The sequence below is a fragment of the Salegentibacter echinorum genome, assembly GCF_900129445.1.
Classification (GTDB): domain Bacteria; phylum Bacteroidota; class Bacteroidia; order Flavobacteriales; family Flavobacteriaceae; genus Salegentibacter; species Salegentibacter echinorum.
Window position 1 is genome coordinate 152588 of the sequence record NZ_FQVT01000001.1, and the last position, 25086, is coordinate 177673.

At 36.9% G+C, this 25086-nt stretch carries 18 protein-coding genes; 7 read left to right on the plus strand and 11 right to left on the minus strand.

What is annotated here, in order from left to right; translation table 11 throughout:
* Positions 1 to 200: 200 nt before the first annotated feature.
* Complete coding sequence (locus tag BUA71_RS00770; RefSeq protein WP_072875770.1) at positions 201 to 2393, minus strand: beta-N-acetylglucosaminidase; 2193 nt, start codon at positions 2391 to 2393, stop codon at positions 201 to 203.
* Between the two features lie 150 nt (positions 2394 to 2543).
* Positions 2544 to 3815 (minus strand): Kelch repeat-containing protein, encoded by a 1272-nt coding sequence (locus tag BUA71_RS00775; RefSeq protein WP_072875773.1) that lies wholly within the window; start codon positions 3813 to 3815, stop codon positions 2544 to 2546.
* 279 nt (positions 3816 to 4094) lie between these two features.
* Between BUA71_RS00775 and BUA71_RS00780 the strand changes: the two genes are divergently transcribed.
* From BUA71_RS00780 to BUA71_RS00795, 4 genes are read left to right on the plus strand one after another with little or no spacing between them, the layout of a single operon-like run.
* Entirely contained in the window at positions 4095 to 4823 is a 729-nt protein-coding gene (locus tag BUA71_RS00780; RefSeq protein WP_072875775.1) for a hypothetical protein, read from the plus strand.
* The gene (locus tag BUA71_RS00785; RefSeq protein WP_072875777.1) at positions 4823 to 7606 is read left to right on the plus strand and encodes a TonB-dependent receptor; all 2784 of its coding nucleotides are present in this window, start codon (positions 4823 to 4825) and stop codon (positions 7604 to 7606) included. The genes BUA71_RS00780 and BUA71_RS00785 overlap by 1 nt, the downstream gene beginning before the upstream one ends.
* A 2-nt stretch (positions 7607 to 7608) precedes the next feature.
* Complete coding sequence (locus tag BUA71_RS00790; RefSeq protein ID WP_072875779.1) at positions 7609 to 8781, plus strand: DUF4249 domain-containing protein; 1173 nt, start codon at positions 7609 to 7611, stop codon at positions 8779 to 8781.
* Positions 8782 to 8790: 9 nt separating this feature from the next.
* A complete protein-coding gene (locus tag BUA71_RS00795) occupies positions 8791 to 10506 on the plus strand; it encodes a hypothetical protein (protein ID WP_072875781.1) in 1716 nt (571 codons plus the stop codon).
* Between the two features lie 171 nt (positions 10507 to 10677).
* Here BUA71_RS00795 and BUA71_RS00800 read toward each other — a convergent pair whose 3' ends face one another.
* From BUA71_RS00800 to BUA71_RS00840, 9 genes are all read right to left on the minus strand, one after another.
* Positions 10678 to 10899 carry a DUF6095 family protein gene (locus BUA71_RS00800; protein WP_072875784.1) on the minus strand — a complete coding sequence of 74 codons (222 nt, stop codon included), beginning with the start codon at positions 10897 to 10899 and terminating at the stop codon, positions 10678 to 10680.
* The gene (locus BUA71_RS00805; protein ID WP_072875786.1) at positions 10899 to 11747 is read right to left on the minus strand and encodes a DUF4249 domain-containing protein; all 849 of its coding nucleotides are present in this window, start codon (positions 11745 to 11747) and stop codon (positions 10899 to 10901) included. Before BUA71_RS00805 ends, BUA71_RS00800 begins: the two co-directional genes overlap by 1 nt.
* The gene (locus tag BUA71_RS00810; RefSeq protein WP_072875788.1) at positions 11747 to 14119 is read right to left on the minus strand and encodes a TonB-dependent receptor; all 2373 of its coding nucleotides are present in this window, start codon (positions 14117 to 14119) and stop codon (positions 11747 to 11749) included. The genes BUA71_RS00805 and BUA71_RS00810 overlap by 1 nt, the downstream gene beginning before the upstream one ends.
* A gap of 168 nt (positions 14120 to 14287) precedes the next feature.
* Positions 14288 to 16507 carry an NADP-dependent isocitrate dehydrogenase gene (locus BUA71_RS00815; protein WP_072875790.1) on the minus strand — a complete coding sequence of 740 codons (2220 nt, stop codon included), beginning with the start codon at positions 16505 to 16507 and terminating at the stop codon, positions 14288 to 14290.
* Positions 16508 to 17242: 735 nt separating this feature from the next.
* Positions 17243 to 17593: a 50S ribosomal protein L19 gene (rplS, locus tag BUA71_RS00820; protein ID WP_072875792.1), complete on the minus strand. Its 351-nt coding sequence runs from the start codon at positions 17591 to 17593 to the stop codon at positions 17243 to 17245.
* Between the two features lie 113 nt (positions 17594 to 17706).
* Positions 17707 to 18393 carry a tRNA (guanosine(37)-N1)-methyltransferase TrmD gene (gene trmD, locus BUA71_RS00825; RefSeq protein WP_072875794.1) on the minus strand — a complete coding sequence of 229 codons (687 nt, stop codon included), beginning with the start codon at positions 18391 to 18393 and terminating at the stop codon, positions 17707 to 17709.
* 51 nt (positions 18394 to 18444) lie between these two features.
* Positions 18445 to 19026: a hypothetical protein gene (locus BUA71_RS00830; RefSeq protein WP_245812531.1), complete on the minus strand. Its 582-nt coding sequence runs from the start codon at positions 19024 to 19026 to the stop codon at positions 18445 to 18447.
* Positions 19027 to 19536: 510 nt separating this feature from the next.
* Complete coding sequence (locus BUA71_RS00835) at positions 19537 to 20985, minus strand: glyceraldehyde-3-phosphate dehydrogenase (RefSeq protein WP_072875798.1); 1449 nt, start codon at positions 20983 to 20985, stop codon at positions 19537 to 19539.
* 123 nt (positions 20986 to 21108) lie between these two features.
* Positions 21109 to 22506, minus strand: a complete 1398-nt coding sequence (locus BUA71_RS00840) for a S1C family serine protease (RefSeq protein ID WP_072875800.1) — start codon at positions 22504 to 22506, stop codon at positions 21109 to 21111.
* Between the two features lie 137 nt (positions 22507 to 22643).
* On the opposite strand from BUA71_RS00840, the gene dapF reads away from it, so the two are divergent.
* The 3 genes from dapF to mltG are packed head-to-tail and all read left to right on the plus strand — an operon-like array spanning position 22644 to position 24992.
* On the plus strand, positions 22644 to 23441 hold the full coding sequence (dapF, locus tag BUA71_RS00845; protein WP_072875802.1) for a diaminopimelate epimerase: 798 nt from the start codon (positions 22644 to 22646) through the stop codon (positions 23439 to 23441).
* Complete coding sequence (locus tag BUA71_RS00850) at positions 23429 to 23959, plus strand: GNAT family N-acetyltransferase (protein WP_072875804.1); 531 nt, start codon at positions 23429 to 23431, stop codon at positions 23957 to 23959. Before dapF ends, BUA71_RS00850 begins: the two co-directional genes overlap by 13 nt.
* Positions 23949 to 24992, plus strand: coding sequence for an endolytic transglycosylase MltG (gene mltG, locus BUA71_RS00855; protein ID WP_072875806.1), 1044 nt, complete (start codon positions 23949 to 23951; stop codon positions 24990 to 24992). The genes BUA71_RS00850 and mltG overlap by 11 nt, the downstream gene beginning before the upstream one ends.
* The last annotated feature ends 94 nt before the right edge of the window (positions 24993 to 25086 follow it).

Sequence of the window (25086 nt, forward strand, 5' to 3'; positions counted from 1 at the left end):
CTCGAAATAAGCTATTTCGAGGGTTTTTAGATTTTAAAAATTAAGAAGCTCGGACAAGCCCACGAGGTATGAATCGAAAAATACTAATGGAAATTCCCGGCTGTCGTTTTATCAGGCTATTACTGTTGTAACGTTCTTTCATTCCGTCCTGAGCAAGGACACTCCAAAATAATAGCAACGCAGCACTAATTAAATCCAAATCACTTAATTATAGCAGAAAACTCCTTAATCTTCAATGCCACATCTTCATTGGAAACATTAATTATTCGAATAAATTTTCCGGATTTATTTACGGCCACTTTTAGTTCATTGTCTTTTTTGTTTAATTCTATCTCTTCCCAATCTGTACCATTATTAGAAATCTCCAGGTTCAAGACTGAAAAATCTTCCAAACCTTCTAACTTTAACAGCACCTGTTTTATATTACTACTTTTCTCCAACTCAAAACCGAGGTACGCTTGCGGTTCCATTTTAATTACCTCCAGTGGCGGATTTAAAGCGAGCTTGCGATTTTTTAAGCGCACATTTTGGTTTTTTAACTGTGCTACATTGGTATAACCTTGATGCGGATTGTAATTTGCCCGAAGTGGTAAATTCCGCTCAAATCTTTTATTATAGGTTTTAGTAAGTATTACGAAAGTAGAATCTATTAAAGGCGTAACCACCAGGCTCGCAGTTTTTATTCCCGGTTGATACGGATTTTGATTTTCCGTTTGGTCTATTTTATACATTTGCGATTTCATCGCTTTTACAGCTTTATAGGTTTGTTCAAAATCTTCATTTTTATTTTCTTTAAGTGCGCTGTACATATTTAAAGTGGAAAGTCCCGCCTGGGCGGTTAGTTGAAATTGTTCCACCCAGGGTTCTATTTCTTTGTTCAAAACCTGGTTGTCTTTGCTATTTAGCAAGACATATGAAGCTTCTAGCATGGCGTTAAACTCATCTCTAATTCTTTCCAAATTCTCAACTTTTCCATTAGCTTTTAGCTGTTTTAAAAATTGTTCGGCTTCCGGAGCAAAAGCTACCGATTCTTCTCTGCGGTAACGATGCCCATTTGGTCCCAAATCACTATTGTGCCTGGCAAAAATTTCCAGGGCTTTGTGATCATTTGGCATTAGTTTTCTTAAAGCTTTTTGCCAGCTTTCCTGTGGATCATAATTCTCCATATTCCAGGTGTAATTGGCCACACCGTAAATAGCTATTTTGGAAGCTTCAGCGTGTTCCATAGGATTGGATACAAACCCCGAAACTTTATTAGCAATACTCTTTTCGTTGCCATACGCCGGGCCCAAAAGAACGTGGTCCCTTACATAATCTGAAACTGGATAGTTCCACCATATAAAAGCTTCCCGTTGAATTTGCTCATTAATCCATTCCATAGTTTCCTGGTCAATATCGGCAATCACGTGGTTTCCGGTCCACATAATACGTATGGATTCATCTAATTCTTTACCAAGAGTTTTAAGATAACCACCTTCAAGGTCAGACCAGCCTTTATTGTATTCCGTAGGGCAAAGAATAAGAGGTTTTACCCCATCTTTGGCTTGAACAAAATTTTCATTTAGGTAGTTTAAAAGATCGGCTTGTTGATTGGGATCGGTTCCCTCTCCAGAAATATCATCAAAAAATACAGCAAAGGCACGCACGCCCAAATCGTACATCAATTCAAACTTATGAAGCAGGTTTTCCCGGTCTTCCTGGTTCCATTTAATATCTTTTCCCGGGTGAATCGCCCAAACAAAATCTACTTCATTGAGCTTAGCCCGATCTATCAATTTTTTTATTTGCGTCGCTTCCTCTTCAGGATAAGGTTTTCTCCAATTTGGCGAGCTATGGTAAGGATCGTCTTTAGGACCGTAGATATAAGTGTTTAATTTATTAGCACCATAAAAATCTAACTGCCGCATTCTGTGGTTAAAACTCCAGGGAGTACCATAAAAACCTTCTACCACGCCCCGTGCGGTAACATCTGGATAATCTGTAATCTCTCCCAGGGGAGTTTTACCGGCGTTTAACAGGTCTATTAATGTTCTTAAACCATAATAGGTTCCCCTGGCATCACGACCAATTACCGTAATTTTTTTATCGTTGCCGTGAATAAAATAACTTTCGGCACGCGACGGAACTTTCTTTAAAAACTTCTTCGGAAATTTATCTTTTACATCGCCTATCTTAATCTTTAGCCCTTTGTTATTGGTGTTTTCTGAAGTAAAATAAGAAGCTATTAAATGTTGGGTAGCTTTATCTGTATTTTGCTGGTCAATTTTAAAAGTTTCTGGAGCTTTTCCAAACCCCGAAAGTTCCATTTTTTGCGGCACGGGGTTTAAGGGAACATCTTGCGCAAAGATAAGGCTGATAAATAAACTAAAAATTAGGGTGAGTCTAGTCTTCATAGGAAATATTATGGATAGATTGTTATTAACAGGCCAAAATACAGCATTTTTATGATGCTTAAAAATCAAACTTTCATAGTTTTTAGGCTAATCTTTTAAAGAGCCGAAAATAGTAATCGTCTTGTAAACTAATCAAGCTGAAATAGTTATTTATTCGGGTTTATTGAAGGGTATAACGAAAGCTTTTTCTGCTCCGGCTTTTTTAATTCGTAGTTCCCCGGCTTGTGTACTTCCTTCAATTTTCAATTCAAAATCTGCCCTTGGAGCTAAAATAAAAGGCAACTGTTTTTTATTGAGAATTTGAAAACCATCTGAAGTAGACATTTCAGTAATTATCATGGCCTGGTTGCCACCTTTATTTGAGATACTCACCCCGTTTACCTTATTTTCAGAAAAATCAAGATTTTCTTTAGAGGCTTTTAATTCCCCTGCAAGTACAGATTCAGTACTAAAATTAAGCCTGTTATTTTTGGTAAAGATTTCGAAAGAGTTTAATTCATCACCGCCACCTTTGGTTCCATTTCCTGCACCAATAAGTATTTGATCATTTAGTGTGATTGCCTGGGTACCGTGCCTGCCTTGTTGTAAAGCCGGCAGACTTTTCCAGGCTTTTTTGTTGAAATTAAATGTCTCTACTACAGCAAGGGCTTTTTCCAGGCTATCACTTTCCCCTCCAATAATTACAGGATTGTCATCCATTAAACCTACCGCAGTGCCGGCACGTGGTGTGGGGATTTCTGCCACAGTTTTCCATTTTTGCTCATCAAAATTATAAATATCTGTAGCCGCTACAGTTTCGCCTAAAGCGGAAGTTCCACTACCAGATTTTCTCCCCCCGGCCACAAAAAGCATTTTTCCGGTAATAATGGCGTGAAAATGATCCCGCTTGTGGGGAGAATCGGGTAATTTAGTCCAGGTATTTGAGTAAGGATCAAATTTATCAAACCAGTTTACCCAGCCAGATTGGTGACCATTGGTAATGCCATTCACCATATAAATCTTTTTATCCTTTACTGCCACGCCAGCTGCACCTCTTCTTCGGTCTTCCGGTATTTCGGGCCCTGTGATCCAAATGTCTTTTAAGGGGTCATAGATATATATATGTGCTACCGGGGTTTCGTTAGGCCAATTTCCTGTAAATGCACCTATGATATAAACAAGTCCGTCCACACTTACTGCCTGGGCGTGATGTAGCTCTATAGGTGGCGTAGCTCCTTTTTTCCATTTTTGTGTTTCGGCATTGTAAATATCAATCTGTTTTTCGCCTCTTCCACCAATCAATAAAAAGTTCTTCCCTACTTGAATAAATGAATTTTCGTGTCGTTTTTGTGCTTTTTCCTGGGCTGGAATTGCTTTCCAGGATTGTGCAAACAAGCCGGTACTTAAAAAACTTAAAATTGAAACAAGTAGAAGTTTTTTCATAATATTTTTTTTGATTGATAAAGATAGGCTTTCCTAAAATATAAGAAGCGCCTATTTACCGGTAGCTGCTAATTTTATGCCATTAACGCATTTAAATGAGTTCATTTTGAATGCTGAAGCATATAAGCATTTTATTAAAAACTGAGCACTAAAACTCAAATAAAATAATTCTTATTTAATTTTCAGGATTTTAATTTTTAGAATTGAAATTAATAAATCCTTAAATTTATGTATATTGAGCTCATCCAAAATTTCTTAATTTTAGCTTTTTAATGCAAAATGATTAATCTTTCACGTCTTTTATTCATATTACTTTGTCCAACTGTTTTCACCTGTTTAAATGCTCAAAGTAATACCGAAAAGGAATTATTCAATCATTTTGATGCTGTAATTGGTATTGAAAATACAGGCTTGTATAATGGAGTTGCCTACAATGAATTCCATAAAATAGATAGAGAACAGCACAAGTTTCTCTTTTCAAACGAAATGCATGAGGGGGAAATTACTTACAATGGACAAACCTATTTCAATATCCCGTTAAAATACAATATCTATGATGATGTGGTACTGGTTAAGCTGCAACACGATCTTTTAACACATACATTTCAACTAATCACCGAAAAAATAGGAGGGTTTAAGGTCAAAAATTCTGAATTTATTAGGATTAATAAACAAAATGAGAATGGAGAGATTGATGGTATTTACGAGGTTTTATGGTCTAATGAAAATCACAGGCTTGTTTTACTAAAAAAACATCGGTTAAAAGAAAATGTGAAGCTGAATAGGGGAGAGGTTTCTGTTTATACTTATAAAAAGGATGATAGTGAATTTGTAATTAAACGAGATGAGAAATTATTTTCTGTAAAAACCAGGGATGATTTTCAGGAGCTTTTTCCGAAGTATAAAAAGGATATTTCTCAATTTTATAAAAACCAGCGTTCGTTGCGAAGATCTAATCCAGAAAAATTCCTAACAAATTTAATGAGCTTTTTAATCACAAAAATTTGATGAAAAAACTATTACTTTTCTTCTTATTAATTTCATTTACTTCCCTGGCCCAAGAGCAAAAATACTCTATAGCGCTAAAAGGAGATTCGGTAAAGGAAGCGCTTTTAAAATTGGAGACTAAAACCGGAAATCGCTTCTTTTTTATTGATTCATGGTTGGATGGACAGCTGCGAATAGCTCAAAATTTTACAGATAAATCACTATTTGAGATTCTTCAGGTGGTTTTGGAAGATACCTATTTGAATTTTTACAAGTATAAGGATAAGATAATTTTAACCCGAAATAATTTGATCTATGATAAATTGCCGAAAGGTTTTTTTGGGACTGAAAACGATACCACACAAAACGAAATCACTAAAAATGAAGCAATAGCAGATAGTGAGGAGACCGGTTTTAATCCTATTTTTTATAATGGTATTCAAAGCAGCGCTACCAACCAACCCATTAAAACGGTCACTATTGGAAAAGAAATACCGGGCAATAGCAAAAAGAGGTTTAGCCTAAGCGGAGTGATTACAGATAAGTTAACCGGAGAACCTATTTCCAACCTGGCGATATTCGTGAAATCTAAAAATATAGGAACTATTACCGATGCCAGGGGATATTACAGGCTTAGGCTTCCACAAGGCGCCAATCTTTTGGAAACCCAATCATTAGGTTCAGAAAATTTAAAGACCAGGGTAGTGATGTATAATAATGGCGAACTTGATATTAGTCTTAATGAAACTTATGAGGAACTGGGAGAGGTGTTTTTGGAAACTACCAATGATGATAATGTCGCCGATGCCGTGACCGGCTCGGAAACTATAGATGTTGAAGAAATAAAAAATATCCCCCTGGTATTGGGAGAACGGGATATTTTAAAAGTAGCCACCACCTTACCCGGCATTACCAAAGCTGGCGAAGGCGCCGCAGGATATAATGTGAGAGGCGGTAGGGCAGACCAAAACCTAATATTACTCGACGATGCCGTGCTTTATAATCCTTCCCATTTTTTCGGCTTATTTTCAGCATTGAATCCGTTTACTTCCGGGGAAGTTAATATTTATAAAGGGAGCATTCCGGCAAAATATGGGGGAAGGCTGTCTTCGGTATTTGATATTCACACCAAAAATGCGAACACCCAAAAATTTGGCGGGGAAGCGGCCATTGGGCCTGTGACCAGTAATTTATCTTTAGAAATTCCTGTGATGGAAAATAAAGCGGGACTTATTGTTGGTGGACGTGCAACATATTCAGATTGGATTTTAAAAAACCTCGATGAAGAATCCTTAAATAACAGTGAAGCTTCGTTTTATGATATTGTCGCAAAATACCACCATAGTTTTGATGAAAACAATAAGTTTCAGGCTACCGGATATTTTAGTAAAGATAAATTTAGTCTTACTTCAGATTCCTTGTTTAGCTATCAAAACCGGTTGATTTCCTTAAATTATGAACGTAAATTTTCAGAAAAACATGAAGGGAAAATCAGCTTTTCGAATAGCGATTATAAATTTAAAATAGATTATGAAAATGATTTGAAAGATAATTTTGAGTCTGGTTATCATATTAATGAAAGTGAGTTAAAATTGCTTTTTAATTACCGGTTAAATGATAAACATCGATTAACTTATGGTGTATCAAGTAAACTCTACATGGTAGATCCCGGAGAGATGGAGCCGCTTGGGAATGATTCTGATATCACGGCATTAGAGATTCCCAGGGAAAAAGGACTGGAATCTGCCGCTTTTCTTTCAGACGAATTTAAAATAAGCGATAAGTTACTTTTAAATGCAGGACTTAGATACTCTGTTTATGCTGCTTTAGGGGAGAGAGAGCAACGAATTTACGAACCGGGAATTCCAAAAACGGCATCTACTGTTTTAGATACCGTAAGTTATGGCAATAATGAAGTCATAGAAACTTACGGAGGTGCCGAAGCTCGTATCTCTGCGCGTTACTTTATTCAGCCCGATTTCTCTATAAAAGCCGGTTTTAATAACAGCTATCAATACATTCACACGTTAACCAATAATACCACGGTTTCTCCTACCGATATTTATAAATTATCAGATCTAAATACTAAGCCGCAACAAGCCAATCAATATTCTCTAGGATTGTATAAGAATATAGATAACAATATGTACGAGCTTAGTGTGGAGGGGTATTATAAGCGTTCTAAAAATTTGTTGGATTTTAAAACAGGCGCTAAATTATTTCTGAATGAAAATGTGGAAACCGAAGTTTTGCAGGGTGAAGGAAAGTCTTATGGAGTAGAATTTTTAGTGAAAAAAACCCGCGGGAAACTAAACGGTTGGCTGGGTTATACCTATTCGAGGTCGCTCATTAAATCGGATAGTGAATTTAATGAGCAGGTGGTAAATGCCGGGAAATATTTTCCCTCTAATTTCGATAAACCCCACGATGTAAGCCTTGTGGCTAATTATAAGATTACAAAAAGGTTTAGTTTTTCGGCGAATTTCGCCTATCAAACCGGGCGTCCCGTAACTTATCCCACCGGAAAATATAATTTTAACGGCGCCGAATTTGTTTTATACAGTGACCGAAACAAATTTAGGATCCCAGATTATTACAGGTTGGATTTGAGTTTTAATGTGGAAGGAAATCACTTACTTAAGAAATTTGCACATAGTTTTTGGAATATTTCGGTATATAATGTTTTGGGTAGAAATAATCCCTATTCTGTCTTTTTTGTGACTAAAGACGGAAAGGTAGAAGCCCTGCAAAGTTCTATATTTTCTGTGCCTATTCCCACAATCACTTATAATTTTAAATTTTAAGAATGAAAAATTATACGCTAATATATTTAATAGTTTTCAGTTTGTGTTTTGTAGGCTGTGTAGAACCTTTTGAAATTGAAGCAGAAAATTTTGAAAGTGCCCTGGTGATTGAAGGTACAATAACCGATGAGTTTAAGCATCAGGAGATAGAACTTTCACGAACCTTTGCTTTAGATGCTGAAGGTCCAAATCCCGAAATGAATGCCCAGGTAAAAGTTGTGGACCTTGCTGGGAATTCCTATCAATTTCAAGAAGAAGCACCTGGAGTTTATAGGTCGTTACAGCAGTTTTCAGCTAAAAAAAATAGCGCTTACCAGGTAGAAATCACTACCAGCGATGGCAGAAATTACTCGTCTGAACCGGCAGAACTTAACGCTGCCAGTAATATAGACAAACTAGAGGTGGTGAAAAGTAATCAAACCATAAACGGTGTAAAGCAAGAAGGCTTGGCAATTACAGCTAATTCTGGCAAAAATGATTCGAAATACTATCGTTATACTTATGAAGAAACTTTTGAGTTTCGTTCTTTTTATCGAATCCCAAACAAATTAGTAATCGTGAATGGCGGATTGGAAATCGTACCCAAAACCGAAGAAGACTACCTGTGTTATGTTACAGAAGATTCAGAGAGTATTATCATTTCAAGTTCTACGGCGGTTAATGATGAGGCGGTAAATAGATTTCCCGTTCGTTTTTTAAGTAAAAAGGATCCGGCCATTACTTATAGATATAGCATATTGGTAAAGCAGTATAGTTTATCGCGGGAAGCCTATAATTTCTATGAAGTTTTAAATGAATTATCTGGTTCAGAAAGTCTTTTTTCACAAAACCAACCCGGTTTTGTGAATGGAAACGTCTATTCTGTAGATAATGCAAACGAAAAAGTGCTTGGTTATTTTAGTGTTTCGGCTGTAGATTCCCAGCGAATATTTTTCGATTTCACCGATTTTTATGACAGAAGCGAAAGACCCGATTATCCTTATAATTGCACCATTAGGAGGCCAGAATATTTAGCTCTTATAAATGCAATAGAAACTGATGTTCTAGGGCTTATAAGCAAGGCCAATGGACCGGGAGATAACGAAGGAACGGGACCTTATAGAATGGCTCCCAAGCCCTGTGTGGATTGCAGAGCTTTTGGTGTAAACGTAAAACCAGATTTTTGGGAAGACTAAATTGTGGTTATGAAAAAACTCTATACGGCTATATTATTTTTTATTTTTCTAGGTTCTGCTTTTGGTCAACAAAACAGGAAAGAACTTCCAGAATTGAATGCCGGCGAAAAAGTATTTGTAGATTATACCTCTTCTCTCGTTTTTCCCGGCGAATACCTTTATTACAAAGTTTATTTATTGGATGAAGCGACTAAAGGCTTAAGTAACTTGAGTAAAATAGCTTATGTAAAAATGATTAATGAGGAAGGGAAAAGTGTTTTTACGCATAAAATAAACACAAATAATGGTAGTGGCAACGGCGACTTTTTCGTGCCTACAAATATTGCCTCAGGGACATATAAACTAATCGCTTTTACCAATTGGATGTTTAATAAAAACCCAACTAACTATTTTAGTGCCACTATTTTTGTTATAAATCCATACACCACGAAGCGAAACAACAGCCTGAAAAGAATTGCGCAAATTGATTCGACTACCCGAGAAAATATTGGTGAAAAGGGGCCAGACGCAAGTATTCTAAGCTTATCAAAGAATGGAAGCTTCAGCAAAAGGGAACAGGTGACTATTTCCCTGGATACGACTAAAATAGCCGAAGGTAATTATTCTTTGTCTGTCACTAAAAAGTCTAATTTTCAGTCTTCTGATAAAACAACTATTTCAAATTTTGCAGAAAGTTATATCTCATCTAGTTCAAATGAAAATATTTCTGAAGAAAATTATCTCCCCGAACTTAGAGGAGATTTATTCCGCGGAAAAATTTCTGCTTTAAGTAGAGATCTGGATGTTAATAATAGAAGTTTGGCAATTTCGGTTCCTACGGAAAATTTTAAACTGAAAATTAGTAATACTAACGAAGAGGGAGTTTTTTATTTCAATCTTGAGCCTCGGCAAAGCGTTGATGAATTATTTATCCAGGTTTTGGGATCGCAAGCGGAAGAATTTAACGTAAGCTTAGATTCACTGCCCAATTTTGATTACTCGGCGCTGGATTTTCCGGCTTTAGAAATAAATTCGGCAATGAAAGAGGAAATTGTGAACAGAAGTATTCAAAATCAGGTAGAAAATAGCTATTACAGCATTAAACCCGATACCTTAAAATTGATGGACCGGGAAGTTCCTTTCTTTGGTTCAAAAGACATAGAAGTATTTCCTTTAGATGATTACACGCGCTTTCCTACGGTTAAAGAAACGTTTATTGAAGTAATTACCTCGGCTAAAATCAGGAAAAATAAAAATGATAAAAGCGTTTTTGGGGTGTATGCTAGAAACAGTGATATCACCTTTAACAGTAGTGCCCTTTTACTGGTAGACGGACTTTATATAGAAAATACTGAAGCTTTAATGAATTATAGCGCTACAAAAATAGACCGTATTGAAGTGGTGCGGGACGAGTATTATTATGGTTCTAAAATTTTTGGCGGAGTTATATCTATAGAAACAAAAGAGAAAGATTTTGTAGAAAATTACCAGGCTGCTTCTTTAAATAAGTTTGATATCATTCCGGTGCAAACACCCAAGAATTATTATAAAGTAGATTATGAAGATCAGGATTTAGGACGTATTCCAGATTTTAGAAGACAACTCTTATGGCAGCCAAACTTAAGTGGTTTTGAACCAATACAGTTTTATACTTCAGATGTGGAAGGTGTTTATACGATAACCTTACAGGGTATAGATAACAATGGAAATCGTGTTTTCGACCAAAAAGAATTTGAGGTGAAATAGAAGTTCAAAGCTGCTGATTTAGATATAATTCTTTCAACTGATTTTTAATACCCGCTCAATTATTAAATGCCCCTCCGCTAGAGCTCAAAGTAAGCTATCTATCTTTGCCTATAAATCTATCGTCTCTCTGGGGTACACTAAATACTGAACAAAATAGAGTTTGAGAAATTTTTAATCAAAGACTGCTTTTACAATGGTAAGAATACCTTTAAATAAAAGAAAAACAGCCGCAAACATCGCTAGAATTCCTAGTATTAAAATGGGGATATATAGATAATGATCCTGATTGTTAAAGGCTGAAAATAGAATTGAGGGCCCAATAAATATTAGGGGCAGGGCAAAGGCTAAATACTTAATTCCTTTGGTTAGTACTTGTTTATTAGTGTGTTTCATTATTTTACAATATAAGAAGTTGAATCGACTTCTGATAATTGAAAGTAGCCAAAAGGAAAATTATCTTCATTAGTTTGATTTACAATATTCCCTTTAACCGTGGCCGGTTGCGTTTCAAAAGGTCCGCCACCACTTCCCACTTGTGATCGCAAGATAAATAAATATTCATAATATGGTTTGGAAATACCTCCCATTTCTATGGCTATGGTATCATTCACTTCAAGCTCTTCGTTAGAATAATAGCCAAAAATCCTATTACCATTAGAAAATTCGTCGTTGTAAATTTCGAGTTTTGTTTTCTCGTTAGTAAAGGTGAAAACGTAATAATTAACCTCGTCTGGCGGATCTTCATAGAAAACTTTAATTTCTATTTCGTCTCCTGTAAACCCCCCGGTGTTAAGTTGTTCTACAGTGTCAATCTCGGTAACCGGCATCATTTTCTCGGTGGCGGTGTAAACTTCATCTTTATACTTTACTTCAAGCTTATATTCTTCATTCAAGATCAAATTAATACTGGAATTAATATAAAGCCCCGAATTGGCATGCTTAAATTCATAAACATTCCCCTGGGCATCACTCACGTTAATTATGGCATCTTCAACCGGAACAATGGCTTCCTCATAAAAGCCGGTGGTTTTAGAAAGAAGGATTGTTTGGGTAGATTTTTCAGCATTTTTATATTTTTCAAGAGAAGCATCAATGACCAGTCTGGGCGTATTTTCTTCAAGATCTACCTGTACTACTTCTTCACAGGAAATGTTTGACAATACCAGGAAACCCAAAATAAGCCAGGTTCCAGGATTATTTAATTTGATCCTAAACTTATATGGAAAAAATGCTTTCTTCATTAAAAACTAAAATTATAAGTTACAGAAGGAATAATACCAAATAGGCTCAAACGTGTAGCTTCATTCATACCGTTATCACTGTTTCTTGCAAAGTTAAGGGAATAGGTGTTTTGCCTGTCATATAAATTATAAATCCCAAAGTTCCAGGAACTTTTAAAGTCTTTGCTTTGCGGTTTTGGAGTATAAGTTGCTGAAATATCCAACCTGTGGTAAGCCGGCAACCTGTTGGAATTTCTATCGCTAAAAATTGGCACTGTGATATTTCTGTAATTATACTGGCCGGTGGGAAAAGTAGCCGGAAGCCCTGTTTGAAATATAAAATTGGAATTAAGTTGCCATTTTGTTGCTAAATCATAGCTTAAAGTTAGGCTTATATCATGCGTTTTATCGTAGCCCGCCGCATACCAATCTCCATTATTAATACCAGATTCTTCTGGCGTCCTGCCGGGAGTTTTTTGTTCGGCTTTAGATAAAGTGTAAGATAGCCAGCCGGTTAAGCGACCTTCATTTTTCTTAGCCATAATTTCCAATCCGTAGGCTCTCGATTTTCCGTTTAAGATGACAGTCTCAATGTTATTGTTAGCAATGAGGTTGGCGCCATCTACGTAATCAATACGATTTTTAATATTCTTGTAAAATGCTTCAGTTTCCAGGGTATAATTTCCGTTAGAAAAATTCTGAAAATAACCTACCGCATATTGATCCAGGATTTGTGGTTTTATAAAAGGACCGCTGGGCGCCCAAACATCTAATGGAGTAGGGGAGCTGGTGTTTGAAATTAAATGCAGATACTGCGCCATCCTGTTATAACTGGCCTTTACAGATTGGTCCCGGTTAAAACTATAAGCCAGGGCTAACCTGGGTTCCAAATTGGAATAAGTTTTAATAATTTCAGATTTAGAATAGGAACGCTGGTTTATAGGCTCGGCTTCTTGATAGATATCGAATTCTGGATTATAAATTACAGCTTCATTATTGGCATATTCGTTAAGTTTATCCTGTCCCAGTCTAAAGAAATTGCTGAACCTCAAGCCGTATTCTGCAGTAAAATTATTGGCTATTTTATGTTCTACGGCAAGATAAGTGGCGTTTTCTATCGCATATTTTTCATCGAGCTTAAAATAGTTGATGCCAGAGTCTTCATCGACAGGTTCAATCTCACCGGGATTAAAATCATAATAGGTGTTGTGGGTGCCGTATTTTAATTTAAAAGTCTCATTTAAATAATGATTAAAATCGTACTTTATATTGAGGTTTTTTATGCCACTGTCCCAGTTAAAACCTACAAAGTTTAGCGTTAAACCATAGTAGTAGTCGCTGTAAATAAGCGATAAATTTGTAAATATTTCATCGGAAAATAAATGGTTCCAGCGCAGGTTAAAAACAGAATTACCATAATTATTTTTAAAGTTATCGTTTATATTAAAAACATCCCTCCCAAAGTAACCTGAAAACAACAGTTTATCCTTGTCGCTTAGTTTGTAACTCAGTTTTGCATTTAAGTCGTAAAAATAGGCCGAGTTGGGATTATCTGTCAATTTTAGAAAAAGATGTGCATAGGAACTGCGACCACCTACAAGAAAAGAACCCTTGTCTTTTACAATGGGACCTTCTGCCAATAATCGGCTGGAGATTACCCCAATTCCTCCCTGAGCTTTAAATTCCTTACTATTGCCATCCCGTTGATAGATATCTAGAACTGAAGAGACCCTGCCACCGTATTTTGCAGGAATTCCGCCTTTATAAAGTTTTAAGTCTTTAATGGCATCGGGATTAAAAACGGAGAAAAAGCCAAAGAGGTGCGAAGAATTAAAAATAGTCGCCTCGTCCAGCAAAATCAGGTTTTGATCTACTGCTCCACCACGAACATTAAACCCGGAAGAGCCTTCGCCGGCATTCGAAACCCCGGGCAGTAATAGGAGGGATTTTATAACATCTACTTCTCCAAAAATCGCCGGTAGTTTCTTTATGGTTTTTATGGAGAGTTTGTTAACACTCATCTCCGGACTCTTAATATTTAGGCGATTATTATTGGAATTAATAACCACTTCTTCCAGATTTTCTGAACTCTCCTGAAGTTCGAAATTTAGATTGGTATCTTCTTCAATTTTTATAGTTTTAGTGACCGTTTGGTAACCTAAATAGGAAACCACCACCTCATAGATACCGGGAGTTAATTTAATGGCATAGAAACCGTATTCATTAGTGACTACCCCCGTATTTTGTGAAGGGATAAGCACGTTTACCCCAATAAGTGTTTCATTACTCTTAGCATTGATCACCGTCCCACTCAATCCATAAGTTGATTGCGCATAGTTTTGACTGAAAGTACAGCAAAAAATCAGTAGCAATAAATAGAGGGGGAATTTCAATTTTTCCTGTAAATATAGAATAGTAAGCGTTATAATGAAAATTTAAGCCTAAATATTATAGCATCCCAAAATTGTTGCATAAGGAAAGTTTGCCGAACTACAATAAAAGCAAAAAAGCCGAAAACTAAATTTCGGCTTTTGGGACTTGTTTATAAATATAAACTAAGATTATTCAATAACTCCATTTAAGGTTTTACTAGGTCGCATCGCTTCAATAACGAGCGTTTCGGTTGGCTCGTAATAACCCCCAATGTCAACAGGGGAACCCTGAGCCGCCAATAATTCCTTATTGATTTGTTCTTCCTTACTTTCCAACTTAGCCGCTATCTCTTTAAAATGCGCTTTTAAATCGGAGTCTTTCTCTTGTTTAGCTAATTCCTGAGCCCAGTAAAGAGCAAGATAAAAATGACTTCCGCGGTTGTCTATTTCATTTACTTTACGGGAAGGGGATTTACTGTTTTCAAGAAACTTATCTGTTGCGTCATCTAAAGCTTCCGCAAGAAGCAAGGCTTTTTTATTATCATACTTTTGTCCCAGATGTTCCAGGGAAGCCGATAAGGCCATAAATTCCCCAAGGGAATCCCAGCGTAAGTGACCTTCTTCCAGGAATTGTTGAACGTGTTTGGGAGCAGAACCTCCTGCACCGGTTTCAAACAATCCGCCTCCATTCATAAGTGGAACGATAGACAACATCTTAGCACTGGTTCCTACTTCGAGAATAGGAAAAAGATCGGTTAAGTAATCACGCAGCACATTTCCTGTTACAGAAATTGTATTTTCTCCTGCTTTAACGCGTTCTAAGGTGTACTTTGTAGCCTCGGCTACCGGCATTATTTTAATTTCTATATCGCTGGTATCGTGCTGAGGTAAATACTCGTTTACTTTCTTAATAAGTTCAGCATCGTGAGCTCTATTTTCATCCAACCAGAAAACTGCGGGCCACCCGGTAGCTTTAGCCCTATTAACGGCTAATTTAATCCAATCTTGAATTGGTGCGTCTTTTACCTGGCACATTCTCCAAATATCACCTTCTTCAACTTCATGCTCGGTCAATACATTTCCGGCTTTATCAATCACTTTTACAGTTCCTGCACCAGGAATTTCAAAAGTCTTATCGTGAGAACCATATTCTTCAGCTTTTTGTGCCATAAGACCTACGTTGGGGACAGTTCCCATAGTGGAAGGGTCGAAGGCTCCGTGTTTCTGGCAAAATTCGATGGTCTCCTGGTAAAGTGGAGCATAACTACTATCTGGAATTACCGCTTTGGTATCCTGCGTCTCATTATTTTTATTCCACATTTGCCCCGAAGTTCTAATCATTGCAGGCATAGAAGCGTCAATAATCACATCACTTGGCACGTGTAGGTTAGTAATACCTTTATCTGAATTTACCATTGCAAGATCTGGTCCTTCTTCCAGGTCTTTCTTGATTTTTTCATTAATTTCGGTCTGTTTTTCTTCCGGAAGTTTTTCCAAAGCATTTAACACATCGCCTAAACCACTATTGGGATCACCTCCTGCATTTTTTATATCCTGGCCGTATTCTTTAAAAATATCTTCAAAAAATACTTTCACCGCGTGCCCAAAAATAATGGGATCAGAAACCTTCATCATAGTAGCTTTCATATGCAGAGAGAAGAGTACGCCTTTATCTTTAGCATCTTTTACCTGCTCTTTAAGGAATTGCAATAAAGCTGTTTTGCGCATTACACTGGCATCTATCACTTCTCCTTTAAGCAGGGATAAACCGTCTTTTAGTACTTTTTTATCTCCGTCTTTAGAAGTAAACTCAATATTAACATCGGTTGCTTCGCTAAGCGTCACAGATTTTTCGGTTCCTTTAAAATCACCACTTTCCATAGTAGCAACGTGGGATTTGGAATCTGAACTCCATTTCCCCATAGAGTGTGGGTGTTTTTTGGCGAAATTTTTAATCGCTTTAGGAGCTCTCCTGTCTGAATTTCCTTCTCTAAGTACCGGGTTTACGGCGCTACCTTTCACTTTATCGTAAGTAGCTTTTACGGTTTTTTCCTCTTCGGAAGAAGGTTCGTCTGGGTAGTTTGGTAGTTTAAAACCTTTTCCCTGGAGTTCTTTTATAGCCGCCTTTAACTGCGGAATAGATGCACTTATATTAGGTAGTTTTATAATATTTGCATCAGGATCTTTTACCAAATCTCCCAGCTCAGCTAAATCGTCACTAACTTTTTGTTCTTCGGTTAGATATTGTGGGAATTGTGATAGAATTCTGGCTGCAAGGGAAATATCCTTGGTTTCCATGCCTACATTGGCAGCTTTCATATAAGCTTTTACAATTGGATAAAAAGAATAGGTAGCTAAAGCCGGTGCTTCATCTGTTTTGGTATAAATGATCTTTCCAGTTTTTGACATATTTTTATTTTTATAGCTAATTAATTATGATTTTCTTTATAACTCAAACGCCCAGTATTCCGGGCGTTTGGCTTTTTGCAAGATAGTATTTTTCAAGCTTTTATCATAGCTACACAGCGTTAAAGCTCGTTAATTTATTACTTTAAGGTTTAAGGTTAATTAACTGGATGAAGGCCTGCAGAACTGTGAAAACATGCATTTAATAACAGTTTCTAAAAATTGATTCCTGAATATTATAGAATCCTCAAAAAAGTACAATAAAAAAAGCCATTTCATTTTAATAGCTAAAATGAAATGGCTTCAACTGAAATAATACTTACTCACCGAATTTTTGCAATTCTTTAAAGGAAAATCCTGGTGTGTATCATTTCAATGATTCAAGAATGGCTGAAAAGCTAAACTTTGAATCATACGGGTTTTTATTTTTCAAACTATTTTTGACAAAGCAAAAAATTGGCGTTATATAGAAAATAAAAACCAGAAGTAAAGGTTTTTAAACTTTACGGGAATTTGGTGTAAAAAGAAATCCTTTTGTCATTCTTCTCTTTCTTAAATTCCTACTCTAAAGATAACACTAAAAAAAACTTTTTGCAAGTAATTTATTCGAAAAATTTATAAATTCATGTATTGCAAATGCTGCTTAAGTTTTGTGGTTACCGGGCAGCAATAACTAAATATTTAAACATAAAAAAAGCCCCAAAAATTGGGGCTTTCAATACTGTAAAATAAAGTGATTTATCGGTTAGCTTCCTTAATACGAGCTTTCTTACCGGTAAGTTCTCTAAAGTAATAGATACGAGCTCTTCTTACTTTTCCGCGTTTGTTCACTTCAATCTTTTGGATAGCAGGAAGATTTAAAGGGAAAATTCTCTCAACGCCAATAGTACCACTCATTTTTCTAATGGTAAAGGTTTGAGATGAACCGCTTCCTCTTTTTTGAATTACCACACCTCTATAAAACTGGGTACGGGTTTTTTGACCCTCTCTAATTTCATAATAAACGGTGATAGTGTCTCCGGCAGCAAACTGCGGTAAATCTTTTCTTTCAACGAATTCGTCCTGTACGTACTTGATTAACGATTCCATAATAACTTATTTAAGGTAAAATCTAAACAACATTCACGGGTATCGCCAGAGGTTATTTTAGAATGAGTGCAAAAGTATTAATTTTAATGAACTCTACAAGTGGCAAAATGTATTTATTTTTCTGTTTCATCCAAGAGATCAGGTCTTAAGCTCCTGGTACGTTCATAAGCTTTTTCTTCGCGCCAGGCTTCTATTTTTGGGAAATTCCCAGAGGTAAGTACCTCAGGCACTTTCCAGCCTTTATATTCTGCGGGTCGGGTATAAACCGGCGGGGCCAGTAAATCATCCTGGAAAGTATCGGTTAAGGCAGAGGTTTCATTGCCAAGCACCCCGGGAATTAACCGTATAATAGCATCGCAAACAACTGCTGCGCCCAATTCACCGCCAGAAAGCACGTAATCTCCAATAGAAATCTCGCGGGTGATGAAGTGATCGCGCACGCGTTGATCTACACCTTTATAGTGTCCGCATAAAATGATAAGGTTTTCCTTTAAGGAAAGTGCATTAGCAGCTTTTTGATTAAAGCGATCTCCATCTGGCGTCATATAGATCACTTCGTCGTAATTTCGCTCGCTTTTAAGTTGGGAAATACACTTATCTATTGGTTCTACCATCATAACCATCCCCGCACCGCCTCCAAATTGATAGTCGTCAATTTGTTTGTAATTATCGGTTACGTAATCTCTTAAATTATGCAAATGAATTTCTACATGACCGTTTTCTATAGCCCTTTTTAAAATAGAAGCTTCAAATGGGCTTTTAAGCAAATCTGGAACCACGGTTATAATATCTATACGCATGTCTTTCTATATAAAATGTAAAGATGCTAAATAAAACTAGTCGGGATAAAATTATTCTTTCGCCTTATTCTTTTCATCCTGTAACATACGACCTAGACGCTGTTCTTTTTCCAAAGCTTTGGCTCGGTAAGCATCAAACTCGCTTTCGGTTTCTTTAAGTTTTTGCCTGGCTTCCCGGGTGGTGGAGTGGGAATTTTTGTATTTGTAGATAAAAAATAACAGCGCTAAAACAAGCACTCCTACAATTCCCCACATTAAAGCCATATAACTGCCCTTGCTAAAAGGCATACCTAAGAAATTTATAGCGTCTTTTTCATCATTAACCCGTTTTAGCTCTTTCTGGGTATCGGCTAAATTATTTTCAAGGCTGTCATTTTCATCATTTTGTTCACTAATAACTCCTTGCTTCTCCTGCAACTCATTTTTTAACTTTTGTACATGGGTTTTAGTGTTATTTCTCAGCTCAATTAGAGCATCATAATCCACTACTTTATATCCCTGGTAGCTATTGGAAGATTCAATTAAATTGTCAAATTCATCTTCTATAAAGTTTGAAGTTGCCAAAGAATCCTGGGCCAGTAAATTCCCTGCTGAAGAAATTAAAATTAAGCTAAAAATAATCTTACGCATCATTTGAGTTTATCTGTTTCTGAATTTATATGCATCAACGCCTGCCGCTTTCACTTATTGTAAACTAAAGCCATTATATTTAAAATTTTCTCCAGGTTTCCAATCATTTCCATTAACCAGGGGAGCAACGCTAAAAATTACAATACATTTTTTAAGACAGAAGTATAGGTTATATGCTAAAATCCTTTAAATTAATTATTTGAGCGCGCAAATGTAAGTTTTTCTTCTGAACATAAAGCCTTGAAAAGAAAGAAAAATCATTTGCGAATAGCTAAATCAATTTGCTTTTACAGAACTATAGTTTTGATAAATTTACCCGAAGCCGTTTAAAGCTTCGGGTAACATTAATTTTCTCCTGTTTTCATAATTTTAGTCGCAGGGTGATAACCGGGGGGTTAATTCCCTCCGGTTTGCTTCGAAATAAAAGAATTCTTTTTGGAAGCATACCTAATACCCTTAGCCGGAGCTTGGTGATTCTGAAAGATAATTGTTTACATTCATAAATTACACTAATTAATAGTATGTAAACCTTCGCACTTTAGCAATATATTTGGCTAATCTTATAAGCTGGTGGCTATAACCATATTCATTATCATACCATACATAAAGCACAATATTTTTACCATCTGGAGAAACTATGGTTGCTTTACTGTCAAAAATAGCCGGGGCATTAGTACCCACGATGTCTGATGATACTAATTCATTATCCAGCGAATATTTTATCTGCTCCACCAGCTCGCCTTCCAGCGCATATTTTTTTAGCAAGTTATTAAGCCTGGTCGTTGTTGTTTTAGCCGCAACCTCCAGGTTTAAAATAGCCAGGGAACCATTGGGTACGGGAACTCTTATCGCATTAGAAGTTAATTTTCCTTCAAAAGATGGTAGGGCTTTTGCCACTGCTTTACCGGCTCCGGTTTCAGTGATGACCATATTTAATGCTGCTGCTCGTCCACGTCTGTATTTCCCGTGCATATTATCTACCAGGTTTTGGTCGTTGGTATAAGCGTGAATGGTTTCCAGGTGCCCGTGTACTACACCCAGGCTGTCTTCTACAGCTTTTAAAACCGGGGTTATAGCGTTTGTTGTGCAAGATGCTGCTGAAAATATATCGGTTTTATCTGGATTATATTCCTTGTGATTTACTCCGTGTACAATATTAGGAATTCCTTTACCGGGGGCAGTTAAAAGCACTTTTGCAGCACCTTTAGCCTTTAAATGTCTTTTAAGCGCTTCTTTATCTCTAAAAGCACCAGTATTATCTATTATTAAAGCGTTGTGAATACCATAAGCATTGTAGTCTAATTCCTCTGGCGCATTAGCCGAAAGTATCAGCACGGTAGTGCCATTAATTATTAGGGCATTTTGTGCTTCATCTACACTAACAGTGCCCGAAAAATCCCCGTGCACAGAATCATTTTTTAACAGGGAAGCGCGTTTTTCCAAGGTGGTTTTATCAACCCTGCCGCGGGTAACAATAGCCCGAAGTCGCAATTGACTCCCTTTTCCGGTTCTGGCCATAAGCTCTCTGGCTACCAAACGACCAATTCTTCCGAAGCCATAAAGCACAACATCCTTTGGCACAACAGCGTCATATTTCCTGGCTTCTTTTAATTTGTCTGTGATAAAAGCCATGGCATTAAGATGTCCCTGGTCTTCTAAATGATATTCATAGGTTAATTTCCCGATGTCTAATTTTGCGGGCGGAAGATTTAAATCTCTAATAGCCCGTGCGATCTCCAAAGAATCGAAAATAGAAATGGGTTTTTCCACAAATTCCCCCGCATATTCGTGAAGGTTTAGAATGTCGCTAACATTGCGGTTAAGCAATTGATTTCTGAATAAAACCAGTTCTATTGCTTTGTCGTACCACAAATCGCTAACAATATTGATAAATTCTACCGTGGTTTTACGACGGTTTGCTTGAAAAGTAAGTTCCTTTTCGTAAACTTTATTAAAGTTCATGAGTTAATATGTTGTTGTTGATATTTGGCGCAAAAGTATAGATTTCAAACGTTTTCGTAAAGTCTTTTTAAATAAAAAAACTCTCCTGGTTTAGGAGAGTTTTTTGAAAACTACTTGGTGAAATTAACGCCAAACGATACGCTGTTTTTCGCCGTTTTTGTCAATTAATGTGATCATAATATCCTCCCCGGCATTTATGCGGCTAAAGATGCGTTCTACATCCTTTACATCATATACTTTTTCATTATCTATGGCGGTTATGATAGAACCAACCAATTCATTTGCAGGAAGTTTTGGGGATAGGGTGCGGTAAATTTTCACCCCATTTTCAGCCTTTAAAGCTTTTAATTCATCCTTAGAAGCATTGCTTACTTCAAGCTTTAAAGGATTTATGGTATAGGTTTCAAATTTAGTGAGTGTTACTTCTGTTTGCTGCTCCTCACCATTCCGTAAAAAATGTACTTCTACTTTTTCATTGGGACGCTTAGAGTTTATATAGCCGGTGAGGTCTGAAAACTTGTTGATTTTCACATTATCAATCTGCTTAATTATATCTCCTTCTTTAAGTCCGGCTTTTTCAGCACCACTTTGGCTGGAAACATCGGCTACAAAAACCCCTTGATTAGTTTCTAAACCTAATTCCTCAACCGCTCTGGGAGTAACACTACCACCGCGAATTCCAAGAACTCCCTTTTGAACATCTCCATATTCCAGGAGATCTTCTACAATTTTTCTGGCATTATTAGAAGGTACTGCAAAAGCGTAGCCAATATAACTACCTGTTTGAGAGGTGATGGCGGTGTTAATTCCTACCAGTTCACCGTTTATATTTACCAGGGCACCGCCACTGTTTCCCGGGTTTATCGCTGCATCGGTTTGAATAAAAGATTGCGGTGTGGCATCGTGTGTGTTTAGATCGCGAGCGGTAGCACTAATAATCCCTGCGGTAACCGTAGATTTTAAATTAAATGGGTTTCCTACCGCTAACACCCATTCTCCTAATCTTACATTATTGGAATCTCCAAAAGGGAGGTAATCAAGATCTTCAGCATCAATTTTTAATAGTGCAATGTCTGATGTTTCATCATTTCCAATAATTTCAGCCTTAAACGTTTTATTATTGTTTAGGGTTACCTCTATTTCGCTGGCTCCTTTTATCACGTGATTGTTGGTTACAATATAACCATCGGGAGAAATTATTACACCACTCCCTGTGCCTTGCAGGGCTTTACCGCCCCTATTATTTCCATAAATGTAGTCACGCATAGTTCGTGGGCCTCTATATACAGCAACATTTTTTACGTGCACTACGCCATTTACGGTTTTTTCTGCAGCTTCGGTAAAATCGGCATTAGTGCCATAAATTTTTCCAGGATAATTTGCCGGGATCACATTTGGTGTATTGTTTACAACAGGAGGAAGTACTGCTGTTTGCTCATCTTCAATAAATACTTTGTAACTACCTAAGGTCAAGACTCCGCCCAGGATAGAAACGACTAGTAATTTTACAAAATTTTTCATTTTCTTCTCAATTGTTTTTTAAGTAATTCAACTATAAAATTATAATTTTCGTTTTTCAGAATTCTAACTTTAACGGCCATTTAACATCAGAAAAGTCGTCTTAATTGTAGTATATTTGTCACCCTAAAAATCCAGAAATGAAGATTCCGTTTTATAAATACCAGGGTACCGGTAACGATTTTGTAATGATAGACAACCGCACTCAAGTTTTATCCAAAAACAATGCCAGAGTCATAAAAGAGCTTTGTGACAGGAGATTTGGGATTGGTGGCGACGGTCTCATCCTTTTGGAGAAGCCCGAAATGGAAGGAGATGATTTTAAAATGCTGTATTTTAATGCCGATGGTAATGAAAGCAGTATGTGCGGTAATGGTGGAAGATGCCTGGTAGCTTTTGCAAAATTTCTGGGAATAATTAATGATAAAGCTAAATTTACTGCGATAGACGGTCCTCATCAAGCAACAATCTCAGATAAAGACGAGGTGAGTTTGCAAATGCAAAATGTAAACGAGATCAAGCAAATGGGAAACAGTGTTTTCCTGAATACCGGTTCTCCACATCATATCATTTTCACTAGAAATGTTCCGGCCTTAGATGTAAAGACCGAAGGCGCTGCAGTGCGATATTCAGATGAATATTTAACCCAGGGTGGCACTAATGTAAATTTTGTAGAACCCCAGGAAGAAAATGTTTTTCTGGTTCGAACTTATGAACGTGGAGTAGAAGATGAGACACTTTCTTGCGGCACGGGTGTAACAGCAGTTGCAATTGCCGCTTATGCTACCGGAAAAGCTAAATCTAACACTGTAAAGTTGATAGTGCCCGGTGGGGAATTGTCCGTTTCATTTATTTTAGATGGAAGCGAGTACAAAGATGTTTGGTTAACCGGCCCGGCTCAACAGGTCTTTAAAGGTGAAATAGTATGCAAACCCTAAAAGGTGAAAAGGTATATTTAAGGGCACTGGAGCCTGAAGATCTGGATTTTGTTCATCAGGTGGAGAATACAGAAGAGTTCTGGGAGGTAAGTGCCAACCAAACACCTTATTCCCGCTTTATGATTAAACAATATTTAGAGAACGCACACCGGGATATTTATGATATTAAACAATTTAGATTAGTGATTTGTACGTTAAGGCATAAAGTTGTGGGGTTAATAGATATTTTCGATTTTGAGCCTAAGGATAGACGTGCTGCTCTTGGAATTTTAATCGCTAATCCTGCTCAACGAAGAAAGGGCTATGCCAGTGAAGCACTTAAGCTGCTTTGCGACTATTGTTTTACCCACTTAGATCTGCACCAGGTTTATGCTAATATAACCTTAGATAATAAAAACAGCGCTCAACTTTTTGAAAATCTAGGTTTTAAAAAAGTTGGGGTAAAAAAGGACTGGACCTTTTCGCAAGGCCAATTTAGAGACGAAGTTTTATACCAATTATTAAATAATGTACATTAAAAAAATTGTATTAGCTATTGCCATTCTTGGACTATTGGCCCTGGCAGGTTTCAGCTATTATATCTACACCAATATATTCTCTGCCAATACCAGTTTTTCTGAAAAAGAAGAGGCTGTTTATGTGCCTACCGGTGCTACTTATCGTACGGTGATAGATAGTTTACGACCCTTGGTAAAAGATATTGAATCTTTTAACTTGATTGCTGAAAAAAAAGGCTACCCGGGGAATATTAAAGCCGGTAAGTTTATGATCAAAGCGGGGATGAACAATAATGAATTGGTGAATGCTCTTAGGAGTGGAAATAAGCCGGTAAAGGTGAATTTTAATAATCAGGAGCGGTTGGAGGATCTCGCCGGGAGGGTTGCCAAACAAATTGAAGCCGATAGTGTTTCTTTACTGAATGCCTTTAAGGATGAAAAATATTTAGCAGAAAATAATTTTTCTGAAGCGCAGGCTTTGTCCATGTATATTCCCAATCAATACGAGTTTTACTGGAATACTTCTGCTGAAGATTTTAGAAAGCGAATGAAAAGGGAATACGAAAGGTTCTGGACGGCCGAAAAAAGGGAACAGGCTAAAAAAATAGGACTGTCCCCAAAAGAGGTTTCTACCATCGCAGCGATTGTTCAAAAGGAAACAGCAAAAGTAGATGAACGCCCAAAAGTAGCCGGAGTGTATATGAACCGCTATAAAAATGGCTGGAAATTAGATGCTGATCCTACGGTAATTTATGCGGTAAAGCACAAAACCAAAAAATGGGATACAATAATTAAACGTGTTTTATACAAAGATTTAGAGATAGATTCACCTTATAATACTTACAAAAATAAAGAATTACCACCGGGGCCTATCTTTATGCCAGATATTTCCTCAATTAATGCGGTGCTTAATTACGAAGATCACGATTACTACTACTTTGTAGCCGATGTAGAGAATTTTGGATACCATAAATTTGCTAAAACCCTGGCGCAACACAACCGGAATAAGCGGGAATATGTACGTTGGATAAATAAAAAGGGAGTTAAGAGGTAATCTTTATTTTTCTTTATTTTTTTCTGAAAGGTTTAACTGCTTGAAGCCTTGTTTCTTATAGCTGCGTTAAACCAAATTACAATTTTATGTATTA

Bases quoted from the DNA above. Each gene is read 5' to 3' on its own strand.
- BUA71_RS00770 (WP_072875770.1), bottom strand. From the start codon at position 2,393: ATGAAGACTAGACTCACCCTAATTTTTAGTTTATTTATCAGCCTTATC.
- BUA71_RS00775 (WP_072875773.1), bottom strand. From the start codon at position 3,815: ATGAAAAAACTTCTACTTGTTTCAATTTTAAGTTTTTTAAGTACCGGC.
- BUA71_RS00780 (WP_072875775.1), top strand. From the start codon at position 4,095: ATGATTAATCTTTCACGTCTTTTATTCATATTACTTTGTCCAACTGTT.
- BUA71_RS00785 (WP_072875777.1), top strand. From the start codon at position 4,823: ATGAAAAAACTATTACTTTTCTTCTTATTAATTTCATTTACTTCCCTG.
- BUA71_RS00790 (WP_072875779.1), top strand. From the start codon at position 7,609: ATGAAAAATTATACGCTAATATATTTAATAGTTTTCAGTTTGTGTTTT.
- BUA71_RS00795 (WP_072875781.1), top strand. From the start codon at position 8,791: ATGAAAAAACTCTATACGGCTATATTATTTTTTATTTTTCTAGGTTCT.
- BUA71_RS00800 (WP_072875784.1), bottom strand. From the start codon at position 10,899: ATGAAACACACTAATAAACAAGTACTAACCAAAGGAATTAAGTATTTA.
- BUA71_RS00805 (WP_072875786.1), bottom strand. From the start codon at position 11,747: ATGAAGAAAGCATTTTTTCCATATAAGTTTAGGATCAAATTAAATAAT.
- BUA71_RS00815 (WP_072875790.1), bottom strand. From the start codon at position 16,507: ATGTCAAAAACTGGAAAGATCATTTATACCAAAACAGATGAAGCACCG.
- rplS (WP_072875792.1), bottom strand. From the start codon at position 17,593: ATGGAATCGTTAATCAAGTACGTACAGGACGAATTCGTTGAAAGAAAA.
- trmD (WP_072875794.1), bottom strand. From the start codon at position 18,393: ATGCGTATAGATATTATAACCGTGGTTCCAGATTTGCTTAAAAGCCCA.
- BUA71_RS00830 (WP_245812531.1), bottom strand. From the start codon at position 19,026: ATGATGCGTAAGATTATTTTTAGCTTAATTTTAATTTCTTCAGCAGGG.
- BUA71_RS00835 (WP_072875798.1), bottom strand. From the start codon at position 20,985: ATGAACTTTAATAAAGTTTACGAAAAGGAACTTACTTTTCAAGCAAAC.
- BUA71_RS00840 (WP_072875800.1), bottom strand. From the start codon at position 22,506: ATGAAAAATTTTGTAAAATTACTAGTCGTTTCTATCCTGGGCGGAGTC.
- dapF (WP_072875802.1), top strand. From the start codon at position 22,644: ATGAAGATTCCGTTTTATAAATACCAGGGTACCGGTAACGATTTTGTA.
- BUA71_RS00850 (WP_072875804.1), top strand. From the start codon at position 23,429: ATGCAAACCCTAAAAGGTGAAAAGGTATATTTAAGGGCACTGGAGCCT.
- mltG (WP_072875806.1), top strand. From the start codon at position 23,949: ATGTACATTAAAAAAATTGTATTAGCTATTGCCATTCTTGGACTATTG.